Below are 16,348 nucleotides of genomic sequence, written 5' to 3' on the forward strand. Positions count from 1 at the left end.
CGCTTATAGCGCGACTACCACGCCAATGCGTAGACCACGCCCGCCATCGAGCTTGCCAGCAGCACCGACACCATCCCCCACTTCAGCCAGAACACCGCCACGGCGGCAGCGGCGGCGAGCACGATGGCGGGGACATTGGCTGAAGCGAGGATGGGCAGCTCGACCGCGGCACCCAGCCATCGAATTTCCTCGTGACGGGCGAAAAGCACCTGCAGGGCGAACCAGACCGCGAGGTTGAGGATGACCCCGACCACCGCGGCAGTGATGGCGCCGAGTGCGGCCGACAGCGCCTTGTTGGAGCGCAGGCCCTCGACGAAGGGCGCACCCAGGAATATCCAGAGGAAGCAGGGCGTGAACGTGACCCACGTCGTGAGCAGGCCGCCCAGGGTGCCGGCGAGCAGCGGATCGAGGCCGCTGGCCTGGCGCAACGCGCCAAGGAAACCGACGAATTGCGTCACCATGATCAGCGGCCCCGGCGTGGTTTCGGCCATGCCGAGACCGTCCAGCATCTCGCCGGCCGTCACCCACTGGTAGTGATCGACCGCCTGCTGCGCGACATAGGCCAGCACCGCATAGGCGCCGCCGAACGTCGCCACCGCCATCTTGCTGAAGAACAGCGCGATCTGCGTGAAGACATCACCGCCACCCAGCCAAAGGAAGAGCACCGCGATTGGCGCCAGCCACAGCGCCAGGAACACTGCGCTGATCTTGAGCGACCAGGCGAGATTGGGCCGCGCATGCGGCGGCGTTTCCTCGCCCAGCAGCGAGTCGGCATCCGCGACCTGCTTGTTGCCGACCTTGCCGTGGCCGCCGCCCGCCAGGAACGGCGCCCAGGCCAGACGTCCGCCGAGCCATCCCAGCAGTCCCGCCGCCAGGATGATGAGCGGGAACGGCACGTCGTAGAAAAAGATGGCGATGAAGGCGAAGGCGGCGACGGCGCGCATCACGTTGTTCCTGAGCGCGCGCTTGCCGACGCGCAGCACGGCCTCGATCACGATCACCAGCACCGCGGCCTTCAGCCCGAAGAACAGGCCCTGCACCAGTGTGACCTTGCCCAACAGCACGTAGATCCAGGAAAGCGCCATGATGGCGAGCAGGCCCGGCAGCACGAACAGCGTGCCGGCGAGCAGGCCGCCCTTCGTCCTGTGCATCAGCCAGCCGATATAGACGGCGAGCTGCTGTGCCTCCGGACCGGGCAGGAGCGTGCAATAGTTCAGCGCCTGCAGGAAGCGAGTCTCGCCGATCCACTTCTTCTCCTCGACGACGATGCGGTGCATGACGGCGATCTGGCCGGCCGGACCGCCGAAGCTGAGTGCCGCGACACGGGCCCATACCCGCACCGCCTCGCCGAAGGGCACGCCATGGTCCGTCATTTGTCGCCCTGCTTGATGGCGAACGAATCGTAGAGACCGTCCAGCAGCATCCCGCCGCGCGCCAGACGCTGTTCGTCGTCGACGCCCGGCAGGGCGATGCCTGCGATCAGACTCTTCACGCCCGCGGTCTCGGCGCGGCCGTACTTGTCGTCCTTCAGATCGATGTCGTGCACGATTTCGGCGATTGCGATGAGTGCCGGGTCATCGAGACCCGCATGCGCCGCCAGCACCTCGAAGGTGCAGCGGTCGCCCTGATGCGTGAACTCCCCCTCGAACATGTCGAAGCGCAGCTCGCCCGGCTCGGGCCGGTAGCCGCTCGACGGCACGAACTTGAAGCGCGCGTCGCGATCGATGAAGCGGCGGATCAACCAAGCCGAGGCGATGCGGTCGACCTGGACATGCTCGCGTGTCACCCAGGTGCGCTCGCTGAGCGCGCCAGCCGGTGGCGGCGGTTGGCTTGCCTTCACCTCATCCTCCTTTTGCTGTTGCTCTTCCAGGCCCGACACCAGGCCTTGCGCGGCGAGACGCCCATTGGCGCCAAAGAAGTCGATGGCGACGACGGCGTCGAGCTGCTTGCGCAGCCGTGCGACCTGCGCCGCGATCTCGGCAAGCTCGCGGTCCGTCGCATCGTCGTTCCGGCGGGCGGCGATTTCGCGCGCCTCCACCGCGATGCGCGCATAGTCCTCGTCGCGCGCATTGTCGAACAGGGCCTGCATCTCATGGTCGGTGAAGCCCTCGACCAGCGAGGCTTCGCAGATCATCGCCTCGCCGCCGCTCTCGACGATCTCCTTGGCGAGCCAGGCGAAGTCCTCCTGCGTCTCGCTGTTGGCCGGCAACGCGTAGACCGAGCCTTTCACCGTGACGGCGCCGAGCGCCTGCAGCCGGCGCCATATCTTCACGCGGGCATAGGCCGGTTTGGCGGGCAGCTGGTGGATCAGCAACAGCCATCGCGTGGGGATCTCCCTATGCATCGTTCATCCGTATCATGCCCACGATGGAAATAGCAACACTCGTATCATTTCCTTCTTGAGATTCTGAAAAACAACGCTAGATTTAATTGAAACGAGTGTATCAAAGGTGAAATGAATGTCTCTCCTGACCCTGCCGAACATGCCAACCGGCGCGGTTGGCGATCGACACAGCCGCCCAGCGGTGTGGCCGCAACTCCTCGCCGCGGCGGCCCAGTGGCGCCAGCGGCAGAGGACGCGCCAGCAGCTTCGCGGCCTCGACGACCGGCTGCTGGCCGACGTCGGACTGACGCGCGAGCAGCGGCGCATCGAATGCGCCAAAGCGCCCTGGCAGCCCTGACCATGACCTTTTCGAGGGAGCACCGATCCATGCCCGCTCATGCCCGACCAATCTCGTTCAAACCCTCCCGCCTCGTCGGCTTGTCCTGGCGTCTCATCGCCAGCCACTACGAAAACAACTACGGCGGCGCGGTGCGCCGCCTGAACGCGATCCATGGCGAGCTCGCGGGCCTCGATCCCGCGGCCACGCCGGGCTTCCGGCTGAACGGACTGAAGCGCGAGGAGCTGATCGCCACCAACTCCATGCTGCTGCACGAGGTCTATTTCGACGGCCTGGCGGGCCCGAGCGAAGGTGGCGGCGGCGAACCGCAAGGCGCGCTCGCCGAGGCGCTCGCACGCGACTTCGGCTCGATCGTGCGCTGGAAGGCGGAGTTCGTCGCCATGGGCAAGGCGCTGGGCGGCGGCTCGGGCTGGGTGGCGCTCACCCGCTCGCCGCGCGACGGCACGCTCTCCAACGTCTGGTCGGCCGATCACACGCACGCCCTGGTCGGAGGCACGCCGCTGCTCGCGCTCGACATGTACGAGCACTCGTATCACCTCGACTTCGGCGCCAACGTCGCGGCCTATGTCGACGCCTTCATGAACAACCTCCACTGGCCGCGCATCGGCCGCCGCTTCGCCGGCGAAGCGGCGCCGGCGTCGCCGCACGTCATCGACACGCCGACTGCGCGGCAACGTCTGGACCAGGAACCGGGACTGTTCGTCATCGACGCGCGGCTGGCCGACGATGCGGAGCTTGTTCCCGTCGGCCTGCGCGGCGCCCGACGCGCGCCGCCGGACAAGGTGGACGCGCTGGCGGCTTCCTTGCCCAAGGGTAGCAAGGCGCTGGTCTACTGCGCCTGGGGCTTCGAGATCGGCGGCAACTGCGCCGCCAGGCTGCGCGAGAAGGGCATCGACGCCGTCGCCATTGCCGGCGGCCTCGGCGCCTGGCGTGCCGACGGACTTCCCACCCAAGCCCTCGAGAAAGGAGATCTCCCATGAAGTGGGTCACGAGAGAGCGTCCCAAGATCGACCGCATCGCCTGCCCGTGGCTGATCGCGCGGTTCATCGACAAGGAGCCGGAGTTTCTCTACGTGCCGCCGGCCGAGGTGCTGTCGACGGCCGAGGAAACGGGTGCCATCCCCTACGACATCCCTGACGTCAAATTCAGTCATGTCGGCGACAAATGCTCGTTCGACGCCTTCATCGCCGAATACAGGCTCGACGCGCCTGGGCTCGACAAGCTCGCCGACATCGTGCGCGGTGCCGACACTTCTCGCCTCGACTTGACACCGCAATCGCACGGCCTGTTCGCCATCTCGCTCGGCCTCGGCCACGTCTACACCGACGACCACGAGATGCTGAAGCACGGCATGGTGATGTACGATGCGCTCTATGCCTGGTGCCGCCATCTGGCGGGCGCGACGCACAACTGGCCGCCGAAGATGAACTGAGCATCATGACGCACACGGCGGCGAAGCCGGCTGCGCCAACGGCGCGCACGCGACGGATGCTGGAAGGCCCCATCGTGCCGACGATGCTGGGCATCGCCGTGCCCAACCTCGTCGTCAACGTCGTCCTGATCTCGGTGACGGCCAGCGGGCTTCTTGTTCAGCGCCGTGTTCCTGCTTGGTCATCGGCTGCATGGCGCTCGGCGCGTACATCGCATCCGGGCGCACGTCCATCGCCGGCTTGCCGTCGGTTCGCCTGGAGTCCCGCCTGTTCGGCGAGATCCTGCGCGTGGGCGTGCCGATGTGCTCGGCGGATGGCTTGCGGTTCAGGTCCTGCAAACGGGCCTGGTCGGGCTCGGCGTGGTCACCGCGCTCGGACTGACCGTGTGGGGCCTCGTGCAGGCCGTCGCGTTCCGCTTCCACGCCCGTTTGAGGTGACATCATGACGCTGCATCTGCTGGGCCATGTCGACCTGCCGGCACACACCGGCGAGGGTGGCTTCGACCACGCGGCCGTGCACGAAGCCACCGGCCACGTCTATGTCGCGCATACCGCAAACGGCACCGTCGATGTCCTCGACGGCCAGAAGCATCTCTTCTCGATCCCCGACCTGCCCGGCGTCGCCGGCGCCCTGGTGAGCGACGAGGCGCAACTGGTCTTCACCTCCAACCGGGCCGAGAACACGGTCGGCATCTTCCCTCCCGGTCGCGATCCGCCGGTGACGAAGATCGAGGTCGGCGTCAGGCCCAACGGCCTCGCCTACGATCACCGGCGCCGACTGCTGCTCGTCGCCAATGTCGGCGAGCCCGCGATCGCCGGATCGCACACGATCACCATGGTCGACGTCGCCTCGCGCGCCGTGCGGGCCGAGATCGCCGTGCCGGGTCGCACGCGCTGGGCGATATCCGATGCAAGCCGCGGCCTGTTTTACGTCAACATCATGGACCCGGCGGTGATCGCGGTCATCGACGCACACAGGCCCGATGCGCTGGCCTACATGTATGGCGTCCCCGCCGCCGGCCCGCACGGGCTCGATTTCGACCCGGCGACGCGGCGGCTGTTCTGCGCCTGCGACGAAGGCCGCCTGATCGCGCTCGATGCCGCCACCGGCCGGATCCTGGGCGACGCGCCGCTGAGCGGCGTGCCCGACGTGGTGTTCCTTCATCGGCCGCGCCAACGGCTCTTCGTCGCGGTGGGCGATCCCGGCGTCATCGACCTGTTCGACACCGCGACAATGAAGGGCCTGGGCCGCGTCGAAACCGAGAAGGGTGCTCACACCACCGCGCTCTCGGCCTCGCGTGATCTGCTCTACGCCTTCCTGCCGCAGACCCATCGCGCCGCCGTCTACCGCGTCGAGGAGGCCTGACATGGCCAACCGCAATCCGGATCTGCTGATCCTGTCCCGCGACGACATCGCGAGGCTGATGACCTACGGCGACTATGTCGACGCCGTCGAGGCGGCCTTCGTGGCCGTCGCGCGAGGAGAGGCCGTCGCGCCGCCGGCTTCCGCCCTGCACGTGCCCAACGGCTCGTTCCATGCCAAGGGCGCGGCCCTGCTCGGAAGCGACCCGTGCGTCGCCATCAAGCTCAATGGCAACTTTCCCGGAAATCCGGACGCCAACGGTTTGCCCACCGTCCGGGGGGTGATCTATCTCGCCGATGGCCGCGACGGACGGCCTCTCGCGGTGATGGATTCGATCGAGGTGACCATCAAGCGAACCGGTGCGGCGACCACGCTGGCCGCGCGCCACCTCGCGCGCAAGGACTCCAGGGTCGCCACGATCTGCGGCGCCGGTGTGCAAGGCCGCATTCAGCTCGAGGCGATCGCGGCCGTCGCGCCGCTCGAGCGTGTGCATGTCTGGGACGTCAAGCCCGACGCCGCGATGCGGCTGGCACGCGAGATGTCGGCCGGTCTTGCACTCGACATCCGGCCGTCGCCGGACCTGACGCCGGTTCGGACAAGCGACATCGTGGTCACCTGCAGCTCGGCCAGGCAGGCGTTTCTCACGCCGGACCTCGTCCGGCCCGGCACGTTCATCGCCGCCGTGGGCGCCGACAACTCCGACAAGAGCGAGATCGATCCGCGGCTCTATGCGGCAAGCCAGATCGTCGTCGATTCGCTGGATCAGGCGGCCGAGATCGGCGACCTGCACCACGCGCTCGCTGCCGGCACGGTGACGCGCGAGCACGTCCACGCCACGTTGGCCGAAATCCTGTCGGGCACCAAAGCGGGCCGTACCGACGCGCGCGCCATCACCGTTTTCGACAGCACCGGGATGGGGCTGCAGGATGTCGCGGCGGCGGCGGCAATCTACCAGCGGGCGATCGCTGCCGGCGCCGGCACCCGCCTTCCCTTGTGATCGCGCGCTACTTCGGCGCCATGCGGATGGCGCCGTCGAGGCGGATCACTTCGCCGTTCAGCATGCGGTTCTCGACGATGTGCATGGCCAGTGCCGCGTACTCCCCGGGATCGCCGAGCCGCGAGGGGAAGGGGACCTGCGCGCCGAGGCTCTTCTGCGCCTCGGCCGACAGGCCCATCATCATGGGCGTGAGGAACAGGCCGGGCGCGATGGTGCAGACGCGGATGCCCATGCTCGCGAGGTCGCGCGCGATCGGCAGGGTCATGCCGACGACGCCGCCTTTGGAGGCCGAGTAGGCGGCCTGGCCGATCTGGCCGTCGAAGGCGGCGACCGAGGCCGTATTGACGATGACCCCGCGCTCGCCGTCTTCCATCGGCTCGGCCTGGCTCATCGCCCACGAGGCGAGGCGGATCACGTTGAAGGTGCCGATCAGGTTGACCTGGATGACCTGGCTGAACATGCCGAGATCGTGCGGGCCCGACTTGGAGATGGTGCGGGCGGCGCGGCCGATGCCAGCGCAATTCACCACGACGCGCGGCGCGCCGAGCTTCTCGACCACGGCCTTCACCGAGGCTTCCGCGTTGGCGGCATCGGCCACGTTGGTCTTGAGATAGAGGCCGCCCAGCTCGCTGGCCTTCTTCTCGCCGAGCTCGTCCTGAACGTCGAAGATCGCCACCTTGGCGCCCGCGGCCGCCAGCGCCGAGGCCGTGGCGCCGCCCAAGCCCGATGCGCCGCCGGTGACGATGACGGCCTGACCCTTGACGTTCATTGGTGTCCTCCTTGGTTGGGGGCGCTTTTAGCACGCGCCACCCCCTTGCCAAGATGCCCGGCAGGCCCAACTTTTGGCCCATGAGCGCACTCAGCCAAACGGCCAGCGACGAGCAGGTGGCGCGCGAGGGGTTCTGGACCAAGGCGCGCCGCACCGTCGGCAGGGTTCCCTTCACCGAGCAGGCGGTCGCGGCCTTCCACTGTGCCGCCGATTCCGCCACGCCGCTGCAGATTCGCGCCACGTTGTGGGGCGCGCTGGCCTATTTCGTGCTGCCGATCGACGCCATTCCCGACATGCTCGCCGGCCTCGGCTACACCGACGATGCCGCGATCATGCTGGCTGCCTTCACGGCGGCGCGCACGCACATCACCGCGGCGCATCTCGACAGGGCGCGCGCCTGGCTGTTCAAGGCGCCGGCGGCCGCCGTTCCGGCGGAGTGACCCGCGCCTCGCGCTTTCGTTCCCTCGCGAGCTGGGCCTCGCGATGGGCGATGTAGATCGCCGAGGCGATGACGATGGCGGCGCCGACATAGGTCCAGACCACCGGAACCTCGCTCCACAGCAACCAGCCGACGAAGACGGCGAAGGGCAGGCGCAGATACTCGAAGGGCGCCACCGCCGACATCTCGCCGACCTTGAACGCCTGGACCCAGAAATATTGCCCGACCGTGGCGGTGAGCGCGACGCCGACCGCCAGCGTCCAGCCCCAGAGATCCGGCCAGCGCCACAGCCACAGCGCCGGGGGCAGCAGCAGCAGGGTCGAGAAGATCGCGAACTGGGTGAGGATCATCAGCGGCGATTCGGTATCCGACAGCCGCTTCACCAGCAGGATCGAGAAGGCGACCATGGCGGCATTGGCGATGGCGACCAGCGCGCCGAGTTGAAGCGTGCCCTCGCCGGGACGCACCATCACCAGCACGCCCACGAAGCCCACGATGGTCGCCGACCAGCGCCGCCAGCGCACCTTCTCGCCGACGATCAGCGCCGCCAGCAGCACCGCGAAGAGCGGTTGCGAGAAGGAGATCGCGGTGGCGTCGGCCAGCGGCAGCATGGCGACGGCGTAGAAGCCCAGCACCATCGAGGTCGTGCCCGCCAGGGTGCGCCAGAAATGGCCCTTGATGCGCTTGCTGTGCCACGGCACGACGCGACCGGTGGCGATGATCGGAGCCAGCAGCGCCAGGCCGATGACGGAGCGCAGGAAGGCGGTCTGCACGCTCTCGATCTGCTCGCTGAGCAGCCGGATCATGGCGCCTGTCGTGGTGAAGATGAAGCCGCCGGTCACCAGCCACAGCGCGCCCTGCACGTTGGGCGGCAGCCGGTAGAGCCAGGCGGCGAGCTTCACCTCAGATCTTCCGCTCGCGGCTCGCCCAATAGGGCTCGCGCAGCGTCTTCTTGAGCACCTTGCCGACCGGGCTGCGCGGCAGGGCCGCCAGGAAATCGATCGACTTCGGCGCCTTCACGCCGCCGAGCTTGTCCCTGGCGAGGGCGATCAGCTCGTCGGCCGTCACCCCGGCACCGGGCTTGAGCTCGACCACGGCCTTCACCGCCTCGCCCCATTTCTCGTCGGGCACGCCGATCACGGCGCAATCCTGGACGGCGGGATGGCTCCACAGCACCTGCTCGACCTCCGACGGGAAGACGTTGAAGCCGCCGGAGATGATCATGTCCTTCTTGCGGTCGACGATGTAGACGAAGCCGTCCTCGTCGATGACGCCGATGTCGCCGGTGTGATGCCAGCCGAAGGTCGAGGTTTCCCCGGTCGCCTGCGGATTCTTGTAGTAGCCCTTCATGACGAGACCGCCGCGGACCACGATCTCGCCGCGCTGGCCGCGCGGCAGGATGCGACCTTCGTCGTCCATCACCTCGACGCGCATCAAGGGCGCCGCCTTGCCGCAACTCGCCAGGCGGTGGCGCTTGTTGCCCGTCAGTGCCTCGAGATGGTCCGCCGGCGAGAAAAAGGTACAGACCATCGCCGCCTCGGCCTGGCCGTAGGTCTGCGTGAGCACCGGCCCGAACACGTCGATCGCCTCGACGAGCTTGTCGACCGACATCGGCGCCGAGGCGTAGACCAGGTTGCGCAGCGAGCTGTAGTTGTGTTTGCGCACGTCGGGATGCGCCAGCAGGATGTAGATCAAGGTCGGCGGCATGTAGACGTGGGTCACGCGATGCCGCTCGATCGCCGCCAGGATCGCGCCCGGATCGGACGTGCCCATGAAGATGTTGGTGCCACCGTAGGGCAGCATGGGAAACGAGCAGACGCCCGCGGCATGCGTCATCGGAGCAACCATGAGATGGACCGGCGGCGTGTCGAACGGCATGCAGGCCCAGAAGATCGAGTTCATGGTCTCGATGCCGCGATTGGTGATCTGCACGCCCTTGGGCCGGCCAGTGGTGCCACCCGAACTGATGAGGATGGCGACGTCGTCGGGTGCGTCGGGCAGGTCCGGCGCCATCCCCCCGAACCCGGCGAGCCAGGAGTCGAACCCGGACGAATCGAGGCAGATGAACGTCGCGATTTTCGGGCAGCCCTCGCGGATGCGGGGCAGATAGCCCTCGAAGCTCGAATGGTAGAACAGGCATTCGACGTCGGTGTTGTCGAGGATGTAGAGGTTCTCGTCGAGCGCATTGCGCGCGTTGACCGGCGCCCAGATCAGGCCGGCGCGCTGGATGCCGAGCAGCGCCGCATAGGCCATGGCATGGTTGGGACTGTAGACCGCGACCTTGGCGCCGGGCCTCAGCCCGCCTGCCAGCAGGCCGTTGGCGATGCGATGCGTCGTCTCCCGAACATCCCTGTAGGTCCAGCCGCGGGTACCGTCGTGAAGACAATGCCGGTCGGGATGGAGATCGGCGCCGCGGTCGAAATAGTCGATCAGACGCATCAGGCCGCTCCCGGCGCCGTTCCGTCGCCCGGGCCGAGCGGCCGCTGCATCAGCACGCTGTCGAGCCAGCGTCCGAACTTGAAGCCGATGCTCCTGATGGTGCCGATCGTCTCGAAGCCGCACGCGGCGTGGAGCCTGATCGAGGGCGTCTGCGCAGAATCGCCGATCACCGCCACCATCTGTCGCTTGCCGAGCGCCGTGCACTGCTCGATCAGCGCCGGCAGCAGCGCCTTGCCGACCCCCTGCCCCACCGCATCGTTGTCGATGTAGATCGAATCCTCGACGGAGTACTTGTAGGCCGGCCGCGGCCGCCAGTTGCCGGCATAGGCGTAACCCAGCACGCGGCCCTGCCGCTCCGCCACCAAATGGGGCAGGCCGAGATCGAGCACCGACGCACGCCGCTTCTTCATCTCGGCGAGATCGGGCGGATCGACTTCGAACGATGCCGTGCCGTGCAGCACATGATGGGCGTAGATTTCGGCGCAACGCGCCACATCGGCCTCGGTCGAGGCCCTGACGATCAGCTCACTCATGCCGACGCTTATAGCGCGTCAGTTGGGCCCGCGCCGAATCGCGCCGGGGTCCGGCCCGTCGTACTTGAAGAGGGAATCGGCGAGCTGCAGGCCGGTCTTGAGATCGGTCAGCGAGACGTCGACCTTGTTGCCCCGGCTGTCGACGATCGACCAGCCGCGCAGGGCAAGCGGGTTCGCCGCCAGACGGACGATCACCTTGCCCTCCTGCGGACGACGGGTCTGGGTCAGGGTGAGGCGCAGCTCGCCGTCGACTCGCTGGAGCTGTTCGACCGTCAAGTCGCCGGACAGGTTCATGGGATCGCGCACCAGGAACGACGCGGCCGTCCAGCCGATCGGCCATTGGCCGAAATCCCGGGTCGCGGGATCCCACAGCGTGACCTGCAATCCGTCGGCGACGATCTTCAGTTGGGAAGGTGAGTCGTACTCGAACCGCATGCGTCCGGGACGGCGCACGTAGAGATTGCCCTGGACGATCGAACCGTCCGGATTGCTCTGGACGAATCGGGCCTGCAGCGTCCGGATCGAGTTGAAGTAGCTCTCGATCTCCGGGACGCCCGGTTGGGCATGCGCCGGCAAGGCGGCAAGGAGAGCGAGAGCAAGCGAAGCGAGGAAGGCGGGTAGCGCGCGCATGGATTTCGTATGGTGGTCGATTGAGGCGGATTCAAGAAACTTCCCGCCAGGCCGCAAGCTGGCGTGTCGGGGAACTGGCAAGAACGGCCAACGGGGTCGGATGTTCCCTGCAACTCGGCCTGCCCGCAGCCGCGGTCCGGCTCGCGGTGCCCTCAATTGGCGCGACGGCCGATCGGGCGCGCTCGCCGAAGAGCCTTGCCGGCCAGCCGCAGCGGCCGAGTAAGCCAGTAGAGACCCCACATCTGCCGCGGCATCGGCCATGCGTCGTGGTCGCTCGCCGTCGGCGTGACCAGCAGGCGCAAAGCCGCCCTGGCCTTGTCCCAGGAACGATCGCAAAGGTCGAAGTCGGCCATCGTCTCGGCGCGCTCGGACACTCCCGCTGCCAGCGGCGCGGCCATGCGCCCGGCCAGCTTCCGCACCCTGTCGCTGCCCGCCAGGATCCCCGCCAGCGCCGGCGGCGCGGATACGTCGAGCAGGCGACTTGCCATGGCGCAACCCAGCAGCACCGCGTTGGCGCATCCTTGGCGCCGGGCGCGCTCGTACACGCCGGGCCAGTCGATCGTCGGCGCCCGCACCACGAGAGTGGCAAAATCGCCCACCCACATGAGGCAGCGCCAGGCTTCCTTGGTGCCATGTCCGGCGAGCAGCAGCGCGAGGTCCGGCTCGGCCAGGGCCGGCACATCCGTGCCGACCACCCGCACGTTGCGGAGGTGCGGCCATACGTCGTCCACGGCAAGAGGAAAGGGCAGGTGCCGGCCCGCGAATCCCCAATGCAGGTCGACATAGGCGTCGACGTCCGGATGGACGAAGGCGTACTGGCGAAGATGGCCGAGGAAGGCGCGGCGGAACGCGCGGTCGCCCTGCCGGCCGCGATAGCCGAGTTGTGCCAACTCGTGCTCGGCATCGTCCAGCCGATCCCGCGGTATCAGGATATCGTTGTCGTTGTACTCCCGCGCGGCGAGATCGCCGTACAGCGACACCGCCAAAGTCGCCCCCTTGAACGCAGCGAATGGTATGCCGGCGGTCTCGAAGCGCTTCGCGATCCGCGCCAGTTCCTCGGCGAGCGACAAGGCGCGCACGACGTGGGAACGCCGAAAGATCTCCAGCCGCTCGCGTTCGCGCCCGGGCACACCCTGCCAACCGAGTCGGCTGAGGCCGTGCACCAATGGCACACGCACGCCATGCTGGCTGGCGAGGTCGACCAGCCGGCCGAAATCGGTGCATTGTCCGAGGAGAGTTGCGGCGCGCGACAGGTCCGCACGCGGACCGATCAGCGCCAACAGCAGATCGAACTCAGGGGAGCGGTCAGGCTCTCGGTTGATCGTGGCTCAACGCGTCCTGTTGGGGCTCTTCATCGCGCCGTCGGACGCGCCGCTCCAGCCGACATTCAAGGTTATGTCACGCATGGTGCCCCATGTAAGCAGCTCCGGCGCCGCGTACGGTCGCTTGTTCAATTGCGGCTGATGCGTCGGATCGGCCGTGTCGCCAAGTTTCTGATCTGCCATCGCCCTTGCTCGCAAGAAATCCCTGCCTGTTGCAACGCTATTCCAATCCGAAGGCTTTGTCACTCTCGATGCAAGCTTTTACGAACCGTCAAGAATTTGCAGTGCCAAGCCTCCGCGACTCAGCCACCGGCTCGATCAAGCCCGCTTCGTGCATACGCCGCAGGAAACGCAGCACATCGTCGGAGCAGGCGGCACGCTCCACGTCGAAATGGTCGGCGACCGACTTGCAGATGTGGTCGACGGAACTCGGTTGGTCGAGCAGGCGCCAGATGTGGGCGCCGACCTCGTTCAGGCCGAAATAGCGGGCACTGTTGGTTTCAAGGATCGCCACCTCTTCGTCGAGGTTGCACGATACCTGGTGCTCGGATTTCCTGAGGACGGTGGTCGCGTCGAGCATGGCGCCCCGATAGACGCCGTTCGCGAAGGCCCGTCAAGCCCGATGGGCCTCGAGCCAGTGGTCGAGCGCATGCACCGCAAGGACGCTCCACAGTTCCGCATCCGACGGCTGCGCAGCCGACAACCGGGCGACATCGACATAGGGCGCGAGGCGCCGGTTCGATGACAGATCGGGCAGGCCATGCTCGCGCAGCTTGCCCGCGAGAGGCCACTGGGCGAGCGGAGTCTTGCGGCGTGCGAGCACCTCGACCGGCAAACGATCGCGCATGGCGTCGCGCAGCAGTTCCTTCTCCCAGGCCCAGGGCACCGGCGGAACCGACAGCATGAATTGCAGCACGCGGAGGTCGAGGAACGGATGGCGCCACGCGAAGCCGGCGACCAGCTCGTCGCACTCCAGGTCGCCCAGCGCACGCTGCCATGCCGGGCCGCCAAACGAGGCCATCGCCGCCGGATGCCAAGGATGCGCCGGCCCCTCGCCTTCGTCCAGGCGCGCCAGGCGCCCGGCGACGTCGAGCCGGCTCGCCAGCCCGGCATCGAGCCACGCCGGCACCCCCACATGCGGTGACGGCACCTTGGCGCGACCGAGATGCCGGCGCAGCGTGGCCATCCATCCGCGTCGGCCCTTGACCGCGGCGTATTGAAGAAGGGCGTGCGTCAGCCTCAGCCATTCGCCACGCCGCGCGAGCCACGACAGATAAGCGTCGCGGTCCAGCGCCAACGCATTGTCGGGCCCCTCGCCGTACAACCAGACACTGGCGCGGCCCGCCATCTCCCTTGCCGCCAGCCGGTCGGCGCCGGCGGAGACGACCAGGAGCGAGGGTTCGGAATAGGGTGGCGATCGCTCGCGCCAGTGCGGGTCGTAGACCAGATCGTCGATGGGCCGCAGCTCCAGTTCGATGCCGAGATGGCGCGCCACGAGGGCGCTGAATCGGCCCTCCTCGTCCGCCATCAGGCGCTCGAAATGGTCGCACATGGCGACGACGCGCCCAGGATCGCCCGTGACTTCGACCGCGGCGGCCGCAAGCGTGGTCGAATCGAGGCCGCCGCTCATCGACACGCCGACCCTGCCCGGCGGCAGGCGGTCGGTGACGGCTCGGCCCAGCAACTCGCGGAAGCGTTCGCCATAGTGGTGACGGTCGCGAAAGAAGATCGGCTCGTCGACCGCAAGCCGCCAGTAGCGGCGCGTGGTCATTCCGCCTTCCGTCGCCACGAGCGCGTGGGCCGGCGCGACGCGGTGGATGTCGCGATAGACGGTGCGCTCGAGATCGGCGCACACGTTGGCGACCAGGAAATCGGCGATCCACGCCTCGTCGAGTTCGCGACCGAGTCCGGGCCGCGCCGCGACCCAGTCGAGTCGGTCGCTGACGAAAACAGTGCCTCCCGCCTCGGTCCAGAACAGTGAGCGCACGCCGAGTTGATCGCGAACCGAAACCAGCCGCTGCTCGGGTTCGTCCCACAGGACGAAGCAGAAATCGCCCGCCAGATGCTTCAGGAAATCTTCGCCCCACGCGGCATAGGCATGCAGACAGAGCAGCGCGTCGCTCGCCGGAGCAAGCGAGAGGCGATCCGCCAGCTCCGCGCGCGCATCGAGGCGGATGCGCCCCACGATCCAGTATCGATCGGCCAGCCTCTCGATCGCACTCAGGTCGCTGTCGGCGCCGACCACTCCTTCGCTGCAACGAACGACTGCGGCGTTGCCATGGCGCCCGAGCACTTGCACATGGGCGGCAACACCGCCCCTCGCCAGCCCGGGATCGACGCGCCGCCGGCCAGGATTATAGATCGCGGCGAACAAGTGTCGTGGTGTCGCTCGCCGGCCAGGCGACGAGTCGCGTGTAGGCGCCGTGATCCTCGGTGTCCATCAACACGCGGCCGTCGCACACCACCCAGGCATGGGCGGCGAGCGCCCGTCGTTCCTTGGCAACGCCGATATGGATCTCGGAGGAGTGTCCATGCCGCGCCAGCAGGCGCTGCAGCGCCAGCGCCGAGGCAAGGCAGCTCGTGCCGGGCAGACGGCGCGTCGCCGTCTGCACCGCCCAGACGATGTCCTCGGGCGGTTGGCGCGGTTTGGAGCCGAGGCGCCCCGACCAGACGCGCAACCGGTCGATGCTCCACAGGCGCAGCAACAGCCGCGCCGTGAGCAACGCCGCGACCGCCGTCAGCAGCAACCGTGCGTCTGCCGGTGGCAGGGCGAGAAGGTTCGTCAATCGCTTCATGCGCGCACGACCCGGCGGATCTCCTCGCTGACGCGATCCATCATCTCGAACGTCCTGGGATAATCCAGGGCATAAACCGGCAAGATCCGGGCGATGCGCTCGCAGAAGCGCAACTGCCGGGCCAGTCGCTCCGGCGCATGGTAACGGAAGTTCATGGCCGAGGCGATGAGACAGCGGGCCAATTCCGCGCCCATCAGGCGCCGCACCGCCATCGACTTGCCCGCGTCACCGTCGCCGCCCAGCCAGAACAGTGCCCCGAGCCGCCGACACTGGCGCAGCCCGTGCATGGGCGTCGGCTCGATCATGCGCTTGCCGCTCAACGCGTTCAGCCAACCGTGCGCCTCCGCATCGGGCAGGAAGCGCCGCGCCGGCTCGTCGAACAGCTTCAACCGATGCGGGCCGGGATAGGCCAGCGCCTTGCCCTCCACGAGGCCGAGCCGCAGCATGTCGTCCGTCACCAGTCGCGCGCCTTGCGCGATCAGGCACGCCGCGAGGGTACTCTTGCCGGCGCCGCTGCCGCCCAGCAGCCCGACGGCGACGTCGCCGAAATCGACCACGGTCGCGTGCAGGGGCTCCTCGCCCTGCAGGGTGAGCGCGGTGGCGACCACGAAGTTGAGCAGGTTGGCCTCGAACGAGCGGTCGTCGGTCGTGCCGAGGCGCGCGCACGCGGCTTGCCGGCCGTCGGGCGAGACGATGGTCTCGAACACGCCCTCGACCTTCACGTGGATGCTGCCGTCTGCAAGCACGCCTTGCTGGATCCAGTCGTCGTCGCCCGGTGGCCGCAACGGTACCGCACGAAAGAGCTCGACCGGACCGAGCACCATGCGGATGGAAGGCGGGCCATCGCACTCGTCCATCGTCTCGACCGACGAAAGCTCGATCTCGCTTTCGATCACCAGGCCATAGACGCGATAGCGCCGCATGCTCATGGCCGAGACGCCTTCCCGCATT

The 16,348-nt window shown here is 67.8% G+C and carries 19 protein-coding genes; 6 read left to right on the top strand and 13 right to left on the bottom strand.

Annotated elements, in window-relative coordinates:
* Positions 1–14 precede the first annotated feature (14 nt).
* Positions 15–1,373 (bottom strand): chromate efflux transporter, encoded by a 1,359-nt coding sequence (gene chrA, locus KIT25_20230; GenBank protein ID UYN94338.1) that lies wholly within the window; start codon positions 1,371–1,373, stop codon positions 15–17.
* Entirely contained in the window at positions 1,370–2,317 is a 948-nt protein-coding gene (locus KIT25_20235; GenBank protein UYN98002.1) for a chromate resistance protein, read from the bottom strand. The genes chrA and KIT25_20235 overlap by 4 nt, the downstream gene beginning before the upstream one ends.
* Before the next feature lie 142 nt (positions 2,318–2,459).
* On the opposite strand from KIT25_20235, the gene KIT25_20240 reads away from it, so the two are divergent.
* The 3 genes from KIT25_20240 to KIT25_20250 all read left to right on the top strand — a co-directional run bounded on the left by KIT25_20240 (position 2,460) and on the right by KIT25_20250 (position 4,113).
* A complete protein-coding gene (locus KIT25_20240) occupies positions 2,460–2,681 on the top strand; it encodes a DUF1127 domain-containing protein (GenBank protein ID UYN94339.1) in 222 nt (73 codons plus the stop codon).
* Between the two features lie 80 nt (positions 2,682–2,761).
* Positions 2,762–3,661: a hypothetical protein gene (locus KIT25_20245; GenBank protein UYN94340.1), complete on the top strand. Its 900-nt coding sequence runs from the start codon at positions 2,762–2,764 to the stop codon at positions 3,659–3,661.
* Positions 3,658–4,113 carry a chromate resistance protein gene (locus KIT25_20250; GenBank protein UYN94341.1) on the top strand — a complete coding sequence of 152 codons (456 nt, stop codon included), beginning with the start codon at positions 3,658–3,660 and terminating at the stop codon, positions 4,111–4,113. The genes KIT25_20245 and KIT25_20250 overlap by 4 nt, the downstream gene beginning before the upstream one ends.
* Positions 4,114–4,227: 114 nt before the next feature.
* On the opposite strand, the gene KIT25_20255 is transcribed toward KIT25_20250, so the two are convergent.
* A complete protein-coding gene (locus KIT25_20255) occupies positions 4,228–4,554 on the bottom strand; it encodes a hypothetical protein (protein ID UYN94342.1) in 327 nt (108 codons plus the stop codon).
* Between KIT25_20255 and KIT25_20260 the strand changes: the two genes are divergently transcribed.
* Positions 4,553–5,476 carry a hypothetical protein gene (locus KIT25_20260; protein ID UYN94343.1) on the top strand — a complete coding sequence of 308 codons (924 nt, stop codon included), beginning with the start codon at positions 4,553–4,555 and terminating at the stop codon, positions 5,474–5,476. The genes KIT25_20255 and KIT25_20260 overlap by 2 nt on opposite strands.
* Position 5,477: 1 nt before the next feature.
* Positions 5,478–6,470: an ornithine cyclodeaminase family protein gene (locus KIT25_20265; GenBank protein UYN94344.1), complete on the top strand. Its 993-nt coding sequence runs from the start codon at positions 5,478–5,480 to the stop codon at positions 6,468–6,470.
* A 7-nt stretch (positions 6,471–6,477) separates the two neighbouring features.
* Here the strand turns inward: KIT25_20265 and KIT25_20270 are convergent, their stop codons facing one another.
* A complete protein-coding gene (locus KIT25_20270) occupies positions 6,478–7,239 on the bottom strand; it encodes an SDR family NAD(P)-dependent oxidoreductase (GenBank protein UYN94345.1) in 762 nt (253 codons plus the stop codon).
* An 80-nt stretch (positions 7,240–7,319) separates the two neighbouring features.
* Here KIT25_20270 and KIT25_20275 point away from each other — a divergent pair, with 80 nt between their 5' ends.
* Positions 7,320–7,679: a DUF1232 domain-containing protein gene (locus KIT25_20275; protein UYN94346.1), complete on the top strand. Its 360-nt coding sequence runs from the start codon at positions 7,320–7,322 to the stop codon at positions 7,677–7,679.
* Here the strand turns inward: KIT25_20275 and KIT25_20280 are convergent.
* The 9 genes from KIT25_20280 to KIT25_20320 all read right to left on the bottom strand — a co-directional run bounded on the left by KIT25_20280 (position 7,645) and on the right by KIT25_20320 (position 16,326).
* Entirely contained in the window at positions 7,645–8,580 is a 936-nt protein-coding gene (locus tag KIT25_20280; protein UYN94347.1) for a DMT family transporter, read from the bottom strand. The two genes, KIT25_20275 and KIT25_20280, sit on opposite strands and share 35 nt — an antisense overlap.
* Position 8,581: 1 nt before the next feature.
* Complete coding sequence (locus tag KIT25_20285; protein ID UYN94348.1) at positions 8,582–10,117, bottom strand: AMP-binding protein; 1,536 nt, start codon at positions 10,115–10,117, stop codon at positions 8,582–8,584.
* Positions 10,117–10,650, bottom strand: coding sequence for an N-acetyltransferase (locus KIT25_20290; GenBank protein UYN94349.1), 534 nt, complete (start codon positions 10,648–10,650; stop codon positions 10,117–10,119). The genes KIT25_20285 and KIT25_20290 overlap by 1 nt, the downstream gene beginning before the upstream one ends.
* A gap of 18 nt (positions 10,651–10,668) precedes the next feature.
* Entirely contained in the window at positions 10,669–11,280 is a 612-nt protein-coding gene (locus tag KIT25_20295; GenBank protein ID UYN94350.1) for an outer-membrane lipoprotein carrier protein LolA, read from the bottom strand.
* A gap of 152 nt (positions 11,281–11,432) precedes the next feature.
* A complete protein-coding gene (locus tag KIT25_20300) occupies positions 11,433–12,560 on the bottom strand; it encodes a nucleotidyltransferase family protein (GenBank protein ID UYN94351.1) in 1,128 nt (375 codons plus the stop codon).
* Positions 12,561–12,873: 313 nt separating this feature from the next.
* Entirely contained in the window at positions 12,874–13,182 is a 309-nt protein-coding gene (locus KIT25_20305) for a PqqD family protein (protein UYN94352.1), read from the bottom strand.
* Positions 13,183–13,215: 33 nt separating this feature from the next.
* Complete coding sequence (locus KIT25_20310) at positions 13,216–14,976, bottom strand: hypothetical protein (GenBank protein ID UYN94353.1); 1,761 nt, start codon at positions 14,974–14,976, stop codon at positions 13,216–13,218.
* Positions 14,957–15,397 (bottom strand): lasso peptide biosynthesis B2 protein, encoded by a 441-nt coding sequence (locus tag KIT25_20315; GenBank protein UYN94354.1) that lies wholly within the window; start codon positions 15,395–15,397, stop codon positions 14,957–14,959. The genes KIT25_20310 and KIT25_20315 overlap by 20 nt, the downstream gene beginning before the upstream one ends.
* Positions 15,394–16,326 carry a hypothetical protein gene (locus tag KIT25_20320; protein ID UYN94355.1) on the bottom strand — a complete coding sequence of 311 codons (933 nt, stop codon included), beginning with the start codon at positions 16,324–16,326 and terminating at the stop codon, positions 15,394–15,396. The genes KIT25_20315 and KIT25_20320 overlap by 4 nt, the downstream gene beginning before the upstream one ends.
* Positions 16,327–16,348 lie beyond the last annotated feature (22 nt).

This window comes from Enhydrobacter sp. (assembly GCA_025808875.1).
In the GTDB taxonomy this organism is placed as follows: Bacteria; Pseudomonadota; Alphaproteobacteria; order Reyranellales; family Reyranellaceae; genus Reyranella.